The following is a 15,852-nucleotide window of genomic DNA, read 5'->3' on the forward strand; positions in this document are numbered from 1 at the left end:
TCCGGTCAGTAACCCGTCTGCGGGTCCACCCGGTTGGGCATCGGGCGGCCCGCCGCACGCTCCCGCAGGTTCAGCAGGACCACGTCGAGGGTGCGGTCGTTGTAGCGGGCCTTGTCGTCGCAGCAGATGTGCGGCGTCACCAGCATGTTGCGCGTGCGCCAGAGGCGGTGGTCCGGCGGCAGCGGCTCGGGCACTGCGACGTCGGTGATGGCGCCGTCCAGCGCGCCGGAGTCCAGCGCGTCGCAGACCGCGTCCTGATCCCAGACGGCGCCGCGGGCCATGTTGATCAGGCGGGCTCCGTTCGGAAGCAGGCCGATCCGGTCGCGGTTCAGGATGTGGCGCGTCTCCGGCGTCAGGGGGCAGGTCAGGAGGAGGTACTCGGCCTGGGGGAGGACGCGGTCGAGTTCGGTGAAGCGGTAGGTCTCGTCGCAGTCGGGATGCGGGGCGCTGCCGTGGCGGACGCCGATGACCCGCATGCCGAAGCCGCGCGCCTTCTGCGCGACGGCGCCGCCGAGGGAGCCGGGCCCGATGACGAGGAGGGTCTTGCCTTCCAGCGTGGAGGAGAAGAGCGGCCGCCACTCCCCCTTCTGCTGCTGCGCGACCAGGGCGGGAAATCGGACCTCCAGCATCAGGATGGCCATGATCCCGAACTCGCCGGCCTTGTCGGCGTGGGTGCCCGAGTTGTTCACGAGGGTGACGCCATCCGGCACCCAGTCGAAGGGGGCGAGCGGGTCGAGGCCCGCCGAGGTCAGGCCGATGACCGAAAGGCGCGGGGCGAGCGTCCGCAGCGTTGCCTTGCGGGCGACGAGCTCGCGGTTCCAGGTGATCAGGACCTCGGCGTCGCGGACGCCGGACTCGAAGCCCGCGGCGTCGTTCGCGAAGGTCGCGTCCAGGCCGACCGGGCCGCCGCCGCGTTCCAGGGCGGCGCGCCACTGGGCCTCGGTGATGGCGAAGGTGTCCTCGCCGGTGGGGTTCTGGATGTGGACTCGCATCCCTTTCGCTTTGCCATGCGGCGCGGGGGCGGTGAAGGTCGGCGGGGCAGGGGCGCGCGCGGTCCGCCCGCGCCTTCCTGCGGGCGGGCGATGGCCCGGTCCCGCCCCGCTCCGACCGGAGCGTTCCGGCTTCGGCGGGCTTGCGGGCCGGCGCCACGGGGGCAACATGCCGGGGGATGAGGGCGGCTGCCCGCTTCGTGCATGGCGCGGGCGGTTCGGCCGCGCCCGGACGGAGCCGTTTTTGTGAGCGACGCCTTGACCGCGCCCGCCCGGCGCCGCCGCCCCGCCGAGAGCCCGCCGAAGGAGACGGGGCCATGGCCCTGGCTCGACCGCGGGGGCCGGTTCTCGGCGTTCAAGGCGGCCGTGCTGGCGGGATGCGTCGCGCCGGGGCTCTGGCTGGCCTACCGCTGGTGGATGAACCTGCTGGGTCCCGAGCCCTTCCTCGCGACGACGCGGATCACCGGCGACTGGACGATCTACTTCCTGCTGATCTCGCTCGCGGTCACGCCGGCGCGCTGGATCTTCGACGAGGTGCGCGTCCTGCAGGTCCGCCGGATGCTCGGGCTGGCGGCGCTGGGCTACGCGCTCGTGCACCTTCTGCTTTACGTCGGGAACGAGAACTGGCGCCTGGTCCATGTGCTCGTCGAGATCGTGAAGCGGTCCTACCTCTCGGTCGGGATCGTCGCGCTGATCGGGCTATGCGTGCTCGGCTGGACCTCGACCGACGGGTGGCTCAAGCGGCTGGGGAAGGAATGGAAGATCCTTCACCGCGTGGCCTACGGGCTGACGGCGCTGGGCATCCTGCACTTCTTCATGCAGTCGAAGATCCGGATCGACATGCCCGTGCTCATGGCCGGGTTCTTCCTGTGGCTGATGCTCTGGCGGGCCATGCCGTCCACCTGGCGCCTGCGGTGGTGGCCGCTGCTGCCGCTGGCAGTGCTGGCGGCCTTCGGGGCGGCGGCGCTGGAGTGGGCGTGGTACGCGACGCAGACGAAGGTGCCGGCCAGTCGGGTGCTCGCGGCGCACTGGGACTGGTACGCCCTGCAGGACCTCGACTTCCGCCCCGCGATGCACGTGCTGCTCTGGGGCGTGCTGCTCGCGGGAGCGGCCGCGGGCTGGCGGGTCATGAAGCGGCTGCGGCCGGCGCCCGTCGCGGCGCCCTCCCCCGACGTGCGGGCCCGGCGCGCGGCGCGGAGGGCGGCGCGAGAGGCCGCGGCGGGCGAGGCGGTCTAGCAGGCCGCCGGGGGCCGGTCGGGTCGTCCCGCGAAGGGTTGGTCCGTGCCCCGTGACGATGGATCCGCGTCGCGGCGAAGCCCGTTCTTCCCCGCACGGGCGCCAGCTTGCCCATGCCGGCCGCCGGTTTGCCGGCGTGTTGGCGGCTTGGCTCCCGACGGAGCGCGATGGCCCGGCGCTACAAACCTGCCGTGCGGGCCGTGAACGGGACGTGTCCACGCGGCGGGCGGTCGCATGGAACTGGGCCGGAGGCGTCAGCCCGGCAGGCAGCGGGTCGTGCCCGGGTTGGCGCGGGCCTCGGTCGGGACCGTTCCGGCGGGGCAGGCGAGCTGGCGCCGGCTGGGCGACGGCAGGCCGGCATCCCAGCCCGCGGCGTCGTCGCCCGGATCCGCGGCGCGGGCCGTGACGGAGGGGCGGCCTCCGCGACCGTCGCAGCGGCCGGGTCGGCCGCGGACCGGCGAGCCGCCGTTGGGGCAGAGCCAGCGGCGGTTCTCATCCCGCGCCGCCGGGACAGCCGAAGGGGCCAGCAGGGGCGGGCCGGGCGAGACGACAAAGACTCGCCGTTCCTGCGCCGATGCGCCGGCGGCGAGGACGAGCAGGCCAGGGAGAAGGAACCGGATCACGCCGCGGCAGATGGGCGCGGCAGGGGCGGGTCGCCACCGGCTTGACGGCCGGCGGGGCGCGGAGGAAGCGGGGCGCTGCCCCACGGGACGCGGCGCCATGCCGCGCGGGGCTGAACGCCAGACATCGGAGACGCGCCTTGGACCTTGACCCTTCGATCCGGGAGGCGCTGGCGGGCGTCTCGACCGCGACCCTCACGACGGTGCTGCTGAAGAAGGGGCTGCGGAATGTCTGGATGCGGGGCACACGGCCGATCCGCCCGGGGCAGCCACGGCTGGTGGGGCGGGCCTTCACGCTACGCTTCGTGCCGGCGCGCGAGGACCTGGCAACGCCGGAATCCTGGTCCTCCCCGATCTCGACCCGCGCGGCGATCGAGGCGATGCCGGAGGGCTGCATCACCGTCGTGGACGCGATGGGCGTCACGGATGCGGGGATCTTCGGCGACATCCTCTGCGCGCGGATGGCGAGGCGCGGCATCGCGGCGCTCGTCACGGACGGGGTGGTGCGGGACCTCGCGGGCGTGCTGGGGACGGGGCTGCCGGTGTGGTGCAGCGGGGCGGCGGCGCCGCCCTCTGTCGCGGGGCTGACCTTCGTGGCCTGGCAGCAGCCAATCGGTTGCGGCGGGGTCGCGGTGTTCCCCGACGACGTCGTCGTGGTGGACGATGACGGCGCCGTGCTGATCCCCCAGGCGCTGCTGGCGGCCGTGGTCGAGGCGGCGGTGGAGCAGGAGCGGCAGGAGGGCTGGATCATGGGCGAGGTCGAGGGCGGGGCGGCGCTGCCGGGTCTCTATCCGCCGAATGCCGAGAACAAGGCGCGGTACGAGGCCTGGAAGAGGGGCAGCTGAGGCGTCGCGGCCTGTGGCGGGCAGTCAGCCCCCGACGGGACAGGGGGGTCCAGGGCCCCGAGCGCCCCGGGCGGGGCCCGGCCAGACCGTCACGGGCGCGGGAAGCGCTTCGGCCTCGCACGGTGGATGCTGCGGGCGCGGCGCCGTCCGCGTTGGCGGAGCGCGATGGGGATGAGCAGCATCGGCGCGGTCAGGATCGGAAGCAGGCCGGCCCAGGCGGCACCGTTCCGCGGACCGAGCACGGCGGCCGCGGCGATCCCGGTCGTCAGGGCGTTGACGAGGAGAGCCGCGACCCACCAGCGGCGGGCGCTGCGCTCAACGGCTTCCTCGGAGCCCGGCTCGACCTCCGACAGGGTGTAGGGCACCCCGTCGCGGCCGACCTCGTAGAGACGATCCGGGTCCGGGGTGAAGCCGCGCGGTGCGTCCCGGTCCGTGGCTCAGCGCCGCAGGATGACGAAGCGGGCGGGCACGACGCCGGCCCGTCGGGCGCGCCGAACCCGCCACCACAGCGTCGCGAAGGCGATCGCGCCGGCGACGATGAGCACGGGGATCAGCAGGCCGAGGATGAGGATGGCCGAGGCCGCCAGGACCAGGCCGCCGGCGATGACGGCCGTGAGGACCGCGACGCCGCCGACGCGCAGCAACGCCCGGTCCAGCCAGGACCGGCGGGGCGGTTCCCGGAACCCGCCGTCCGGCGTCATCTCCAGCAGCGGGGGTGGCCCTCGCCCGTCCTCAGATCGTCGCGCATGGCCGGCATGTCGCCCCGGCGCGGGACCCGTTCAAGATGCGCTTCCCGCGTTGCGTCCCGCGGCCCGAAGGCCCACATTCCGGCCAGGCCGGTAGCGACCTGCCGTCGTCGCGGCAGGCCGTCCGGGCCACCCCTCGAACCCTGTGCCCTTGCCCGCGCCGGCTCCGCCGGACGCGGCGTGCGGGCGTCCCGAACTGAACGCGGCATGCGCTGGCATGCCGCGGGGAGAACCCGTCATGGCTACCCGAGATTCCGCCACCCCCGCCGTCGATCTGGACGCCATGGAGGAGGAGATCGCCTACCTGTCCAAGCGCCACCGCGTGTCGCCGGCCATCGTGCGGGAGATCATCCGCAAGACCGGGGCGACCGAGCGTTCGGCGATCGAGCGCGAGATCCGCAAGGGACTGTCGCGGCGCTGATGCGCGCCGCCGGGCTGCGGCGGGGGGGCCACACCGGAGCGTGACGGGCGAGTCGGGCGACCCCCTCCATATGCGAAGGGGTACCCCTGCCCCCCAGCCTAGCCGGAGGACCCGTATGTCCCCCCACAAGTTCCACCTCGGCGAGAGCGTCGAGTTCCTGCCGCAGCCCTGGGACGGTCCCGTCCCTCGCGGCATCTACACCATCACCCGCGTGCTGCCGGGCGACGACTTCGACCGGACCTATCACGCCCGCTGCGAGCGGGACGGGCACATGCGCCTGGTGCGCGAGAAGCAGCTGCTGCCGGCCGCCGCGGCGGCCTGAGGCCGGTTCCGTTCTGGGCCGCACCCGCGTATCCGCGGGCGGATGGACGTCCCCACCCTTCGATCCCCCCTTCAGACCCCCTTTAGATCGATGGATGAGCTGGTGCCCGGCGCGACCTACGCGCTCGGGCGCTTCGCGCTGCCGCGGGAGGAGGTGGTGGAGTTCGCTCAGCGCTATGACCCCCAGTCCTTCCACCTGACCGAGGAAGGGGGCAAAGCTTCGATCTTCGGTTCGATGATCGTGCCGGGGCTGCAGACGCTGGCGACGACCTTCGGGCGGCTGGTGGCCTCGCCCCTGCTGCGGGACATCAGCCTTGGCGGGACGGCGATGGAGATCCGCTGGACCGCTCCGCTGCGGCCCGGGGAAGAGGTCGCGGTGACCGCCGAGGTGGTCGAGGTGAAGCCGTCCCGGGTGCGGCGCGACCGAGGGACGGCGCGGCTGCGCTACGTCGCGACGCGGGTCGAGGACGGCGTGGTGGTGATGGACGCGGTGGGGACCTTCATTCTGCGGCGCTGAGGCGCCGGGCCGTCCGGAACGAAAAAGGGGCGGCCCCTCCCGGAGCCGCCCCCCTTTCCGTGCCGCCCGAAAGGCGGCTGACGTCAGGCCGAGGCCTTCATGATCTCGTCCGCGACGTTGCGCGGGACCGGATCGTAGTGGTGGAACTGCATGGAGAAGGACGCACGGCCCTTCGTCATGCCCCGCAGGTTGGAGATGTAGCCGAACATCTCCTTCAGCGGCACGTGCGCCCGGACGATGACCGACGTGCCCGCCATGTCCTGCGACTGGATCACGCCGCGGCGGCGGTTCAGGTCGCCGACGACGTCGCCCACGTGGTCCTGCGGCGTCGTCACCTCGACGTCCATGATGGGCTCGAGGATGACGGGCTGGGCCTTCTTCATGCCCTCGCGGAAGCAGGCCTTGGCGGCGATCTCAAAGGCGAGCGCGCTGGAGTCGACGTCGTGGTACTTGCCGTCCACCAGGCGGTACTTGAAATCCACTGTCGGGAAGCCGGCGAGCACGCCCGTGTCGGCCTGCACCTTGATGCCCTTCTCGACCGCCGGGATGTATTCCTTCGGGATGGCGCCGCCGACGACACCGTTCTCGAAGACGATGCCGGTGTTCCGCTCGAGCGGGGCGAACTCGATCTTCACCTCGGCATACTGGCCGGAGCCGCCGGACTGCTTCTTGTGCGTGTAGGTCTCGGTGTGCGGCTTCGAGATCGTCTCGCGGTAGGCCACCTGCGGCGCGCCGATGTTGGCGTCCACGCCGTATTCGCGGCGAAGGCGGTCGATGATGATCTCGAGGTGCAGCTCGCCCATGCCGGAGAGGATGGTCTGGCCGCTCTCCTGGTCCGTACGGAGGCGCAGCGAGGGGTCCTCGCCCGCAAGCTTCTGCAGGCCGAGCGTCATCTTCTCGACGCCCTCCTTGGTCTTCGGCTCGACGGAGATGTCGATGACCGGGACCGGGAAGGCCATGCGCTCGAGCACCACGGGGTCGTCGTTGGAGGCCAGCGTATCACCCGTGCCGGTGTCCTTCAGGCCGACGAAGGCCGCGATGTCACCGGCAAAGACCTCCTTGATCTCCTCGCGCTTGTCGGCGTGCATCTGGAACATGCGGCCGATGCGCTCGCGGCTGTCCTTCGTGGTGTTCATGACCATGTCGCCCTGCTTGAGCGAGCCGCGGTACACGCGCACGAAGGTCAGGTTGCCGTACTTGTCGTTGATGATCTTGAAGGCGAGGCCGGCGAAGGGCGCCGTCTCGTCGGCGGGGATGATGCGGCGCTCGGCCGTCTCGTCCTGGCCTTCCTCCGGGGCGACGCGGATGCCCTCGCGCTCGATCGGGGACGGCAGGTAGTCGATGACCGCATCGAGGAGCGGCTGGACGCCCTTGTTCTTGAAGGCCGTGCCGCAGAGCACCGGGCGGAATTCGCCTGAGATCGCACCCTTCTTGATGCACTTCTTCAGGGTCTCGACGGAGACGTCGCCCTTGTCGAAGTATTCCTCCATCGCCGTCTCGTCGATGCCGACGGCGGTGTCGAGGAGCTTCTGGCGGTACTCCGCGGCCTGGTCCTTCAGGTCGTCGGGGATCGGGGCCTCGTGGTACTTCGCGCCGAGCTCGTCGCCTTCCCAGATCAGGGCCTTCATCTCGACGAGGTCGACGATGCCCTTGAAGGTGTCCTCGATCCCGATCGGAAGCTGGAGCGCGACCCAGTTGATGCCGAGCTTCTCGGTCAGCGTCGCGGCGGCGCGGTAGAAGTCAGCGCCGGTGCGGTCGAGCTTGTTGATGAAGATGATGCGCGGGACGTTGTAGCGGTCCGCGAGGCGCCAGTTCGTCTCGGACTGCGGCTGCACGCCGGCCACGCCCTCGATGATGAAGATCGCGCCGTCGAGCACGCGCAGCGACCGGTTGACCTCGATGTTGAAGTCGATGTGGCCGGGGGTGTCGATGATGTTGATGCGGTGGTCGTTCCAGACCGCCGTCACGGCCGCCGAGGTGATCGTGATGCCCCGCTCGCGCTCCTGCTCCATGTAGTCGGTCGTGGTGTTGCCTTCGTGCACCTCGCCGATCTTATGGGACTTGCCGGTGTAGTAGAGGATGCGCTCGGTCGTCGTCGTCTTGCCCGCGTCGATATGCGCGGTGATGCCGATGTTGCGGATTCGGTCGAGAGGGGTACGCGCCACGATGGGCCTCCGTCGGGCGCGCGGTTGAACCGGGCGCCGAGTTGCGCGGCAGGCGCCGCGCGTCGTGTGGTGCGGCGGGCGCCGCGGGATAGCGTGCGGGTTGCCCGCCGGAACCGCGTGCGGGCCGCGCCGCGGAAGGGGCCTTCCCCACCGTCGCCGCTGCCCGGACTGCGTGATTCCGCCAGGGCCGCCGGCCCCGGACTTGCAGCGTGCATGTGCCCTCATGGGGAGGGTTTTGCAAGCGTCGTCGCGGAGGCCGCCGGGCGAGGCGGACGCCGGCGCGGCGACACGTTTCGTTGCGTGAACACGCTTGGTCCGGCCAGGCGCCGGGTGTAGCGCTGGCGGGCCATGGATGACGCACGCGCCTACGTCGCGGAGATCCGGTTCGGGCTCGGGCCCCGGCCCGACGGGCCGCGCCCCGCGGATCCGCGGGGCTGGCTCCTCGCGCAGCTGGAGGGGCCGGATGCAGACGGCCCGATGCCGCGGGGCTGGGAGCGATTCCCGACCGCAGCCGACGGGCTTGCCGCACTGTCCGCGGACGACGCGGACCGCCGGGCCGGGCGGGAGGCGAATCGGCAGGGCGAGCTGTTCCGCGCGGAAGGCACGGCAGAGTTCGCCCGCCTCGCAACCTCGGCCGCGCCGTTCCGGGACCGGTGGTCGCTGTTCTGGGCGAACCACCTGACGGTCAGCCGCCGCTCCGGCGGCGTGACGGCGCTCGCCGGCACCTACATGCGGGAGGCCATCCGTCCACACGCGACCGGGCGCTTCGCCGACCTGCTGAAGGCGGCGGTCCGGCACCCGGCGATGCTGATCTACCTCGACGGCGCGGCCTCGATCGGGCCGAACTCGCCGGCCGGGCGGCGTTCCCGGCGGGGGTTGAACGAGAACCTCGCGCGGGAGGTGCTGGAACTGCACAGCGTCTCCCCCGCGGCAGGCTACACGCAGGACGACGTCACCTCCTTCGCCCGGCTGCTGACGGGCCTCGGGCTGGAGCGGCAGAACGAGCCGCTCGGGACGGTGTTCCGGCCGGGACAGCACGAGCCCGGCACGAAGGTCCTGCTGGGCCAGGCCTTCGCGGAAGGCGAGGCGTCGGTGGACGCGGCGCTCGACGTGCTCGCGGAGCATCCGGCGACCCACCGGCACCTCGCGACGAAGATCGTGCGACATTTCGTGGCCGACGAGCCGCCGCCGGAGCCGGTTCGCCGGATCGAGGCCGTGCTGCGGGACACGAAGGGTGACCTGGGCGCTGCCGCACGGGCGCTGGTGGACCTGCCGGAGGCCTGGACGCCGCCGCTCTCGAAGGTCCGGGCACCGCTGGACCTCGTCGTCGCGGCCTATCGCGCGCTGGGAGCCGGCGTCGAGGCAGGCGGCGGGATGATGGATCTTGCGGCGGGCCTGGGCCAGCCGTTCTGGACCGCGCCGGCGCCGATCGGCTGGCCGGACACGGCGGCGGACTGGGTGCATCCGGAGGGGGTGATGCAGCGCTTCGACCGGCTCCACGCCCTGGCCGGGCGCTTCGCGCGCCGCGACGCGCGGGAGACGCTGGAAGTCGTTCTCGGGCCTCTCGCGTCGGACGCGACGCGGACGGCGGTGCTTCGCGCCGGGTCGAACCGCGACGCGATCACCCTCCTCCTGAGTTCCCCGGAGTTCCAGCGGCGATGAACGGACATCTTCCGATGATCGGGCGGCGCAGCCTGCTGCTGGGGCTGGCGGCGGGCGCCGTGCTGGGTTCGGCGCGGCTGGCCTTCGCGACGGGGCCCGGCGGCGAGGATCGCTTCGTCGTCGTCCTGCTGCGCGGCGCGATGGACGGGCTGGCCGCGGTGCAGCCCTACGGCGACCCGGCGCTGGCGGGGCTGCGCGGGCCGCTCGCCTTGCCGGAGCCGGGGCAGGAAGGTGGCGTGCTCGACCTTGGCGGGTTCTTCGGGCTTCACCCGCGGCTGGCGAAGCTGCACGCGCGCTACGAGGCGGGAGAACTGCTCGCGCTGCACGCGGTCTGCGGTCCGACCCGGTCGCGTTCGCACTTCGAGGCACAGGACATGCTGGAAAGCGGCGCGGAACAGCGCCTCTCCTCCGGCTGGCTGAACCGGGCGCTGGCGGGGGTGGAGAGCGACGGCAGGCCGGTGCGGCCAGGGATCGGGATCGGCGGCGACCTGCCGCTGTTGCTGAGGGGGACGACTCCGGTCGGCATGTACGCGCCGTCACGGCCGGATCGGCCGGATCCCGACCTCTATGCGCGGCTCTACGAACTCAACCACGCGGACCCCGTCATCGGGCCGGCGGTGACGGAGGGAATGCGCGCGCGGGGCTTTACGGAGCGCGTCGTGCCTCGGGAGGAGCAGCGGAACGGCTTCGTGCGGCTCGCTGAGCAGGCGGGGCGGATCCTGGCGGCGCCGGGCGGGCCGCGCGTGGCGGCGATGGACATCGGCGGCTGGGACACGCACCAGGCGCAGCGGGGGCGCCTCGCACCCGTGCTGACGGCGCTGGATGACGGGCTGGACGCGCTGCGGATTTCGCTCGGCGACGCGTGGTCGAAGACGGCGGTGCTGGTGATGACGGAGTTCGGGCGCACCGCGCGGGTGAACGGCAACGAGGGCACAGACCACGGCACAGGCGGCGCGGCCTTCGTCGTCGGCGGCGCGGTGCAGGGCGGGCGGGCGCTGGCGGACTGGCCGGGGCTGGGCGAGGGCCGGCTGCATGAGAACCGGGACCTCGCGCCGACGCGGGACCTGCGCTCCGTCGCAAAAGGGCTGCTGCAGGATCACCTGCGGCTGACGCCGTCGGCGATCGCGCGGGCCTTTCCCGAAAGCGGCGCGATGGAGCCGGTGAGCGGCTTGATCCGCACCTGACGCCGGACGGCGCGCCGACGCCGACATCGACGGCCGGCGCAGCACCGGGAAACCGGAGTCCCATGCCGGAGGCCTCCGCGCCGGCCGGGGAAAAATCAGTCGTCGCGGTGGACGCGCTCCATCCGCTCATGGCGCTCCTGCGCCTCGATCGACAGCGTCGCGATGGGGCGTGCCTCGAGGCGCTTGAGGCCGATCGGCTCGCCGGTTTCCTCGCAGTAACCGTAGGTGCCGTTCTCGACGCGCTCGAGCGCCTGGTCGATCTTGGCGATGAGCTTGCGGGCGCGGTCGCGAGTGCGAAGTTCGAGGGCGCGATCGGTCTCGACGCTCGCGCGGTCCGCGAGGTCGGCTTCGACGATGCCGCCCTGGCCCATGGACTGAAGGGTTTCCCCCGCCTCGCGCAGGAGTTCGGCGCGCCAGTCCAGCAGCTTCTGCCGGAAGTAGGCGATCTGCCTCGCGCTCATGAAGGGCTCGGCATCCGAAGGTCGGTAGTCCGGCGGCAGGGTAGCGAGCATCGGTTCCGTCCCAAAGGTCAGACCGACCATCCCGGCTCCCCCCGGACCGATCGGGTGCGCGGCGTATACCGACGAGTTACCATCCGGAACAAGAGTTACCTGCGGACAAGGCCCTGATTTCCGCTGGTTTTCACGGGCGTGCCACAGTGTTGCCATGGCGCGCCAGCTCGACCTGGGCGCGGAGCGAGAGGGCGGCGAGGGCTTCGGCGAGGACCGGGTCGGACGGCTTCTCCGCGGCGGCGGATTCGGCGAGGCGGCGCAGGGCAGCGGCATCGGTCGTGCCGGAGAGAAGTCCGGCCTGCAAGGTGGCGAGGTCGGCGAGGATACGGCGCGCGCGGGCCGCGGCGCGGCGGTCGCGTGCAGCGGAATCGTCGGTGGGCACGGGAGGCGGCGCGACGGCGTCCGCCGCCGCGGTCGCCAGGAGGGTTTCCGTGCGCGACGGAGCGAGTCGGAAACCACCCGGCGACGAGGCGGGACGGGCCGTGCGGGCGGCGAGGCCCCTGCCGATCGACGCGATGCCGTCCATGCCGTCCTCCCCTCCCCTGCCCGCACCGGTCGTCCCACCCGACCGCCATCCCTTGCCAGCCTTCCTTGCCGAAGGGCGGCGGGGAGTGCCGGCGGGGCGGCACATCCTGCCGTCGTCGCCGCCACCGGGGCTGGCACACGCGTTGCGCGAGGGCCTGCGACGGTCGCGGAGGGATGTTTGCCCCGGTTCGGTTTCCGAAGCGCGAAGATGCTGGCGCTCGTGCTCCTGTTCTGGGCCGGCGCCGCGTCCGCGCAGGTGCGGATCAAGGACATCGCGGATTTCGAGGGCGTGCGGGACAACCAGCTCGTCGGATACGGGCTCGTGGTCGGGCTGCCGGGGACCGGGGACCGGCTGCGCTCCGCCATCTTCACGCGTCAGTCGCTGGTCGGGATGCTCGAGCGACTCGGGGTGAACACGCGGGACCAGGAGAGGAACCTGGATACGCGCAACGTCGCGGCGGTGATGGTGACGGCGAACCTGCCGGCCTTCGCGCGGCCGGGGAGCCGGATCGACGTCGCCATCTCCTCGCTCGGTGATGCGAGCAACCTGACGGGTGGGACGCTGCTGGTAACGGCCCTGCTCGGGGCGGATGGGGAAATCTACGCGGTCGCGCAGGGGGCGCTGGCGACGGGCGCGGTCTCGGCGCGGGGGCAGGCGAGCTCGGTGACGCGGGGGGTGCCGACCTCGGGTCGGATCGCGAACGGGGCGACCGTGGAGCGGGAGGTTCCCTACGAACTGGCGGGGCGGGACCGGGTACGGCTGTCGCTGCGCAACCCGGACCTGACGACGGCGCGGCGGATCGCGGCGGCGATCAACCGGGTGGTGGGGCCGGTCGCGACGGCGACGGATCCGCGGACGGTCGTGCTGCTGACCGGCGGGCGCGACGTGGCGGGGCTGCTGACGGACATCGAGGCGCTGCGCGTGGAGCCGGACCAGGCGGCGCGGGTGATCATCGAGGAGGCTTCGGGCACCATCGTGATGGGCGCAGGCGTCCGCGTGAGCCAGGTCGCGATCGCGCAGGGGAACCTGACGATCCGCGTGACGGAGACGCCGCAGGTCAGCCAGCCCGGGCCGCTGTCGAACGGGCAGACGGCCGTGGTGCCGCGGACGAACGTCGAGGTGGATGACCAGCGGGAGCGGCGGCTGGGAATCCTTCCTCGCTCCGTGACGCTGGAGGAGTTGGTGCGGGGGCTGAACTCGCTCGGCGTCGGGCCGCGGGACCTCATCACGATCCTGCAGGCGATCAAGGCGGCGGGCGCGCTGCAGGCGGAGCTGGAGGTGCGATGAGCGGGGTGGCGATGCGCGCCGCGGCGGGGCCGGGCGTGGCGGGTTCGGGCGTGACGGGAGTGATGCAGGCGCCGGCGGGCGGAAGCCTCGCGCGCATGCGCGACGCGGCGCAGCGCTTCGAGGCGCAGATGCTCGGCGCGCTGCTGCAGCCGGTCTTCGGGGAGGCTCCGAAGGGCCTGGTCAGCGGCGGCACGGCGGAGGCGCAGTGGCGGCCGATGCTGATCGAGAACTACGCGCGGGGCTGGGCAGCGCGTGGCGGGATCGGCATCGCGAGCGCGGTCCTGTCGGAGATGATGCGGACCCAGGCGCGCGCGGGCGTGGCGGAGGCCGGCGGGGCCTGGCCGCATGGCCTCGGTGCGGGCGATCGGACGGGCGGCGGGAATGCCGCGACGGCACAGGAGGTGCGGACATGAACCTGATGAAGGCGATGCTGGCGGCCGGGCTGCGGCTCGAGGAGGCGCTGCGGCAGGAGAACGAGGCGCTGGCGAGGCTAGACATGACGCGCGCGGCTGCGCTCGCCACGGTGAAGGTGCAGGCGAGCGACGCCTTCGCCGCGGCGACGACCGCGGCCGGCCGTGCCGGGGCACGACCGGAGGGCGAGGAGCGCCGCGCGGCGGAGGGGCTGGCGGGGCGCTGCGCGACCTCTCGGCGGAGAACAGGCGGCTTCTGGAGCGTGCGATCGCGCTGCAGTCCCGCGTCATCGAGACGATCGCGGGGGCGGCAATCCCCGCCTCGCGGCCCACGACCTATGGCGGGGCGGGGCAGCGCGCCGTGCCGCGGCAGGCGCCGGCGCTGGCGGTGGCGACGCGGGCGTGAGGGGTGGGCGCGGCGCCGGGGCGCGGGCGCCGCGTCCGGGAAATGGATGGAGGCCCGGTGACGGCGACGAGGATCGTGCCGCGCCGGGGTGAGGGTCACCGCGCGGCGGTGGTCATAGGGCGGATCGGCGGGTTTCGCCGTTGACGTCCGGGGACGCGCCGCGCGAAGAGGGGGCTCCAGGAGGGAGCCCCCTCGCGCATCGCGCCCGCGTGAGGCAAGAGGCTTCCGTGGACGGGATGCACGAGGTCGCGGTCGCCGAGGCGGCCGCCTGGCGGGCGCTGCGGGCGTGCCGGGATGGGGCGCGGGCGGTGCTGCCGCCGCATCCGCTCTGCGACCTCTTCGCGCCTGTCCTGTCGCCGGTGGCGGCGGATGGCTGCGTCGTGGTCGGGCGGTTGGCGCAGACGCTGGACGGGCGGATCGCGACCGTCGGCGGGTCGTCGCAGTGGATCGGCGGGCGCGGGGACATCCTTCACACGCACCGGCTGCGCGCCTTGTGCGACGCGGTGGTCGTCGGTGCGGGGACGGTGGCGGCGGACGATCCGCGGCTGACGACGCGGGAGGTCGACGGGCCCGATCCGGTGCGCGTCGTGCTCGATCCGGCGCGGCGTCTCGGCGCACAGTATAAGGTGTTCGGCGGCGGGCCGCGAACGATCCTGGCCTGCATCAGCGGGGATGCGGGTGCGCGGCACGGAGAGGCGGAGGTGCTGCCCTTGCCTACCGCGGCGGATGGCGTGGACCTGCGGGGCTTGCTGGACGCGCTGCGGGCGCGCGGATTGTGGCGGGTCTTCGTGGAGGGCGGCGGCGTGACGGTGTCGCGCTTCCTGGCCGCGGGGTTGCTGGACCGGCTGCACGTGACCGTCGCGCCGGTGATCCTGGGGTCGGGACGGCCGGCCTTTACGCTTCCCGAGGCGGCGCGGATCTCGGACGGGCTGCGCTTCGCCTGGACGTCCTATCCCCTGGAGGGTGGGGACGTACTGTTCGACATTCCTCTGAACCGCGCGCGTCCCCTGGTCTGCGACGCGTGAGGGCGACGGCGTTCTGGACCGTTGGGGCGGGGCGCGGGGATCTGCGCGGGGAAGATCTGCACCCGCCCGGTGGGGGCGAAGTGCTCGTGCGGACTCTGGCCAGCGGGGTGAGCCGGGGGACCGAACGCCTGGTCTTCTCCGGGCGCGTGCCGGAGGGCGAATGGGAGCGGATGCGCGCTCCCCTCCAGGCTGGCGCTTTCCCGTTTCCGGTGAAGTACGGCTACTGCGCCGTTGGTGTCGTGGAGGACGGGCCGGCGGAATGGATGGGGCGGCGGGTGTTCTGCCTGCATCCGCACCAGGACCGCTTCGTGGCGCCGGTCGGTTTCTGCGCGGCGGTGCCGGAAGCGGTGACGAACCGCCGGGCCGTGCTGACGGCGAACATGGAAACGGCGGTGAACGCCCTGTGGGATGCGGCGCCGCTGGTCGGGGAACGCGCGCTGGTGATCGGGGCCGGGGTGGTCGGGCTGCTCGTCGCGTGGCTGCTGTCGCGCGTGCCTGGGACGGATGTCGCGGTCGCCGATCCGGATGCGGGGCGCGCGACGGTCTGCGCGGCGCTGGGGCTCCGCTGGGTCGCGCCGGAGGACGCGCCGGGTCGGCGTGATCTGATCGTGCATGCGAGCGGCAACCCGGCAGGGCTGCGGACCGCCCTGCGCTGCGCGGGCTTTGAGGCGCGGGTGATCGAGGCGTCCTGGTTCGGCGCGGCGGAATGCGCGCTGCCGCTGGGCGAGACCTTCCACGCGGGGCGGGTCACGATCCGGTCTTCGCAGGTCGGGTCGGTGTCGCCCGCCATGCGCGGGCGGCGGACGCATGGGGAACGGATGGCGCTGGCGCTGTCCCTGCTGGACGATCCGGCGCTCGATGCGCTGCTGGGCCCGGAGGTTGCGTTCCGCGACCTGCCGGCGGAGATGCCGCGGCTGCTCGGCGCGCCGCGCGAGGGCGAGGCGGCGCCGCTCTGCCCCGTCGTCACATATTAAAGGAAG

19 protein-coding genes are annotated in these 15,852 nt (G+C 72.9%); 12 read left to right on the forward strand and 7 right to left on the reverse strand.

Annotated features, from left to right (window positions below; all coding sequences use genetic code 11):
• Window positions 1-5: 5 nt before the first annotated feature.
• Complete coding sequence (locus ACE7GA_RS23630; RefSeq protein WP_376092429.1) at window positions 6-992, reverse strand: D-2-hydroxyacid dehydrogenase; 987 nt, start codon at window positions 990-992, stop codon at window positions 6-8.
• A gap of 243 nt (window positions 993-1,235) precedes the next feature.
• Here ACE7GA_RS23630 and ACE7GA_RS23635 point away from each other — a divergent pair, with 243 nt between their 5' ends.
• A complete protein-coding gene (locus tag ACE7GA_RS23635; protein WP_376092432.1) occupies window positions 1,236-2,225 on the forward strand; it encodes a sulfite oxidase heme-binding subunit YedZ in 990 nt (329 codons plus the stop codon).
• 254 nt (window positions 2,226-2,479) lie between these two features.
• Here the strand turns inward: ACE7GA_RS23635 and ACE7GA_RS23640 are convergent, their stop codons facing one another.
• On the reverse strand, window positions 2,480-2,848 hold the full coding sequence (locus ACE7GA_RS23640; protein ID WP_376092435.1) for a hypothetical protein: 369 nt from the start codon (window positions 2,846-2,848) through the stop codon (window positions 2,480-2,482).
• A gap of 137 nt (window positions 2,849-2,985) precedes the next feature.
• Here ACE7GA_RS23640 and ACE7GA_RS23645 point away from each other — a divergent pair, with 137 nt between their 5' ends.
• Complete coding sequence (locus tag ACE7GA_RS23645) at window positions 2,986-3,690, forward strand: ribonuclease activity regulator RraA (RefSeq protein WP_376092438.1); 705 nt, start codon at window positions 2,986-2,988, stop codon at window positions 3,688-3,690.
• An 89-nt stretch (window positions 3,691-3,779) separates the two neighbouring features.
• Here the strand turns inward: ACE7GA_RS23645 and ACE7GA_RS23650 are convergent, their stop codons facing one another.
• Together ACE7GA_RS23650 and ACE7GA_RS23655 are read right to left on the reverse strand one after the other, a co-directional pair.
• On the reverse strand, window positions 3,780-4,055 hold the full coding sequence (locus tag ACE7GA_RS23650) for a hypothetical protein (RefSeq protein ID WP_376092441.1): 276 nt from the start codon (window positions 4,053-4,055) through the stop codon (window positions 3,780-3,782).
• A gap of 72 nt (window positions 4,056-4,127) precedes the next feature.
• The gene (locus ACE7GA_RS23655; RefSeq protein WP_376092444.1) at window positions 4,128-4,391 is read right to left on the reverse strand and encodes a hypothetical protein; all 264 of its coding nucleotides are present in this window, start codon (window positions 4,389-4,391) and stop codon (window positions 4,128-4,130) included.
• Between the two features lie 283 nt (window positions 4,392-4,674).
• On the opposite strand from ACE7GA_RS23655, the gene ACE7GA_RS23660 reads away from it, so the two are divergent.
• The 3 genes from ACE7GA_RS23660 (at window position 4,675) to ACE7GA_RS23670 (ending at window position 5,695) form a co-directional block, all read left to right on the forward strand.
• The gene (locus ACE7GA_RS23660) at window positions 4,675-4,857 is read left to right on the forward strand and encodes a hypothetical protein (protein WP_376092447.1); all 183 of its coding nucleotides are present in this window, start codon (window positions 4,675-4,677) and stop codon (window positions 4,855-4,857) included.
• Between the two features lie 115 nt (window positions 4,858-4,972).
• Window positions 4,973-5,179 carry a hypothetical protein gene (locus ACE7GA_RS23665; protein WP_376092450.1) on the forward strand — a complete coding sequence of 69 codons (207 nt, stop codon included), beginning with the start codon at window positions 4,973-4,975 and terminating at the stop codon, window positions 5,177-5,179.
• Between the two features lie 90 nt (window positions 5,180-5,269).
• Window positions 5,270-5,695 carry a MaoC/PaaZ C-terminal domain-containing protein gene (locus ACE7GA_RS23670; RefSeq protein WP_376092453.1) on the forward strand — a complete coding sequence of 142 codons (426 nt, stop codon included), beginning with the start codon at window positions 5,270-5,272 and terminating at the stop codon, window positions 5,693-5,695.
• Between the two features lie 83 nt (window positions 5,696-5,778).
• Here the strand turns inward: ACE7GA_RS23670 and fusA are convergent, their stop codons facing one another.
• On the reverse strand, window positions 5,779-7,860 hold the full coding sequence (gene fusA, locus ACE7GA_RS23675) for an elongation factor G (protein ID WP_376092456.1): 2,082 nt from the start codon (window positions 7,858-7,860) through the stop codon (window positions 5,779-5,781).
• A 348-nt stretch (window positions 7,861-8,208) separates the two neighbouring features.
• On the opposite strand from fusA, the gene ACE7GA_RS23680 reads away from it, so the two are divergent.
• Together ACE7GA_RS23680 and ACE7GA_RS23685 are read left to right on the forward strand one after the other, a co-directional pair.
• Complete coding sequence (locus tag ACE7GA_RS23680; RefSeq protein ID WP_376092459.1) at window positions 8,209-9,522, forward strand: DUF1800 family protein; 1,314 nt, start codon at window positions 8,209-8,211, stop codon at window positions 9,520-9,522.
• The gene (locus ACE7GA_RS23685) at window positions 9,519-10,706 is read left to right on the forward strand and encodes a DUF1501 domain-containing protein (protein WP_376092462.1); all 1,188 of its coding nucleotides are present in this window, start codon (window positions 9,519-9,521) and stop codon (window positions 10,704-10,706) included. The genes ACE7GA_RS23680 and ACE7GA_RS23685 overlap by 4 nt, the downstream gene beginning before the upstream one ends.
• A gap of 95 nt (window positions 10,707-10,801) precedes the next feature.
• Here the strand turns inward: ACE7GA_RS23685 and dksA are convergent, their stop codons facing one another.
• Complete coding sequence (gene dksA / locus ACE7GA_RS23690; RefSeq protein WP_376100500.1) at window positions 10,802-11,218, reverse strand: RNA polymerase-binding protein DksA; 417 nt, start codon at window positions 11,216-11,218, stop codon at window positions 10,802-10,804.
• Between the two features lie 130 nt (window positions 11,219-11,348).
• Window positions 11,349-11,744: a flagellar assembly protein FliX gene (locus tag ACE7GA_RS23695; RefSeq protein ID WP_376092465.1), complete on the reverse strand. Its 396-nt coding sequence runs from the start codon at window positions 11,742-11,744 to the stop codon at window positions 11,349-11,351.
• Between the two features lie 207 nt (window positions 11,745-11,951).
• Here ACE7GA_RS23695 and ACE7GA_RS23700 point away from each other — a divergent pair, with 207 nt between their 5' ends.
• The 5 genes from ACE7GA_RS23700 to ACE7GA_RS23720 all read left to right on the forward strand — a co-directional run bounded on the left by ACE7GA_RS23700 (window position 11,952) and on the right by ACE7GA_RS23720 (window position 15,846).
• The gene (locus tag ACE7GA_RS23700; protein ID WP_376092468.1) at window positions 11,952-13,031 is read left to right on the forward strand and encodes a flagellar basal body P-ring protein FlgI; all 1,080 of its coding nucleotides are present in this window, start codon (window positions 11,952-11,954) and stop codon (window positions 13,029-13,031) included.
• Window positions 13,028-13,444, forward strand: a complete 417-nt coding sequence (locus tag ACE7GA_RS23705) for a rod-binding protein (protein WP_376092471.1) — start codon at window positions 13,028-13,030, stop codon at window positions 13,442-13,444. The genes ACE7GA_RS23700 and ACE7GA_RS23705 overlap by 4 nt, the downstream gene beginning before the upstream one ends.
• Window positions 13,441-13,908: a hypothetical protein gene (locus ACE7GA_RS23710; protein WP_376092474.1), complete on the forward strand. Its 468-nt coding sequence runs from the start codon at window positions 13,441-13,443 to the stop codon at window positions 13,906-13,908. Before ACE7GA_RS23705 ends, ACE7GA_RS23710 begins: the two co-directional genes overlap by 4 nt.
• 148 nt (window positions 13,909-14,056) lie before the next feature.
• Complete coding sequence (locus ACE7GA_RS23715) at window positions 14,057-14,872, forward strand: RibD family protein (RefSeq protein WP_376092477.1); 816 nt, start codon at window positions 14,057-14,059, stop codon at window positions 14,870-14,872.
• Between the two features lie 107 nt (window positions 14,873-14,979).
• Window positions 14,980-15,846 (forward strand): zinc-binding alcohol dehydrogenase, encoded by an 867-nt coding sequence (locus ACE7GA_RS23720; protein ID WP_376092480.1) that lies wholly within the window; start codon window positions 14,980-14,982, stop codon window positions 15,844-15,846.
• The last annotated feature ends 6 nt before the right edge of the window (window positions 15,847-15,852 follow it).

Origin of the sequence: Roseomonas sp. CCTCC AB2023176, assembly GCF_042259275.1 — a bacterium.
GTDB lineage: Bacteria > Pseudomonadota > Alphaproteobacteria > Acetobacterales > Acetobacteraceae > Roseomonas.

Coding starts and splice junctions, on each gene's coding strand:
- ACE7GA_RS23710 (WP_376092474.1), top strand. CDS start 13,441: ATGAACCTGATGAAGGCGATGCTGGCGGCCGGGCTGCGGCTCGAGGAG.
- dksA (WP_376100500.1), bottom strand. CDS start 11,218: ATGCTCGCTACCCTGCCGCCGGACTACCGACCTTCGGATGCCGAGCCC.
- ACE7GA_RS23705 (WP_376092471.1), top strand. CDS start 13,028: ATGAGCGGGGTGGCGATGCGCGCCGCGGCGGGGCCGGGCGTGGCGGGT.
- ACE7GA_RS23660 (WP_376092447.1), top strand. CDS start 4,675: ATGGCTACCCGAGATTCCGCCACCCCCGCCGTCGATCTGGACGCCATG.
- ACE7GA_RS23680 (WP_376092459.1), top strand. CDS start 8,209: ATGGATGACGCACGCGCCTACGTCGCGGAGATCCGGTTCGGGCTCGGG.
- ACE7GA_RS23695 (WP_376092465.1), bottom strand. CDS start 11,744: ATGGACGGCATCGCGTCGATCGGCAGGGGCCTCGCCGCCCGCACGGCC.
- ACE7GA_RS23655 (WP_376092444.1), bottom strand. CDS start 4,391: ATGACGCCGGACGGCGGGTTCCGGGAACCGCCCCGCCGGTCCTGGCTG.
- ACE7GA_RS23665 (WP_376092450.1), top strand. CDS start 4,973: ATGTCCCCCCACAAGTTCCACCTCGGCGAGAGCGTCGAGTTCCTGCCG.
- ACE7GA_RS23685 (WP_376092462.1), top strand. CDS start 9,519: ATGAACGGACATCTTCCGATGATCGGGCGGCGCAGCCTGCTGCTGGGG.
- ACE7GA_RS23700 (WP_376092468.1), top strand. CDS start 11,952: ATGCTGGCGCTCGTGCTCCTGTTCTGGGCCGGCGCCGCGTCCGCGCAG.
- ACE7GA_RS23630 (WP_376092429.1), bottom strand. CDS start 992: ATGCGAGTCCACATCCAGAACCCCACCGGCGAGGACACCTTCGCCATC.
- ACE7GA_RS23670 (WP_376092453.1), top strand. CDS start 5,270: ATGGATGAGCTGGTGCCCGGCGCGACCTACGCGCTCGGGCGCTTCGCG.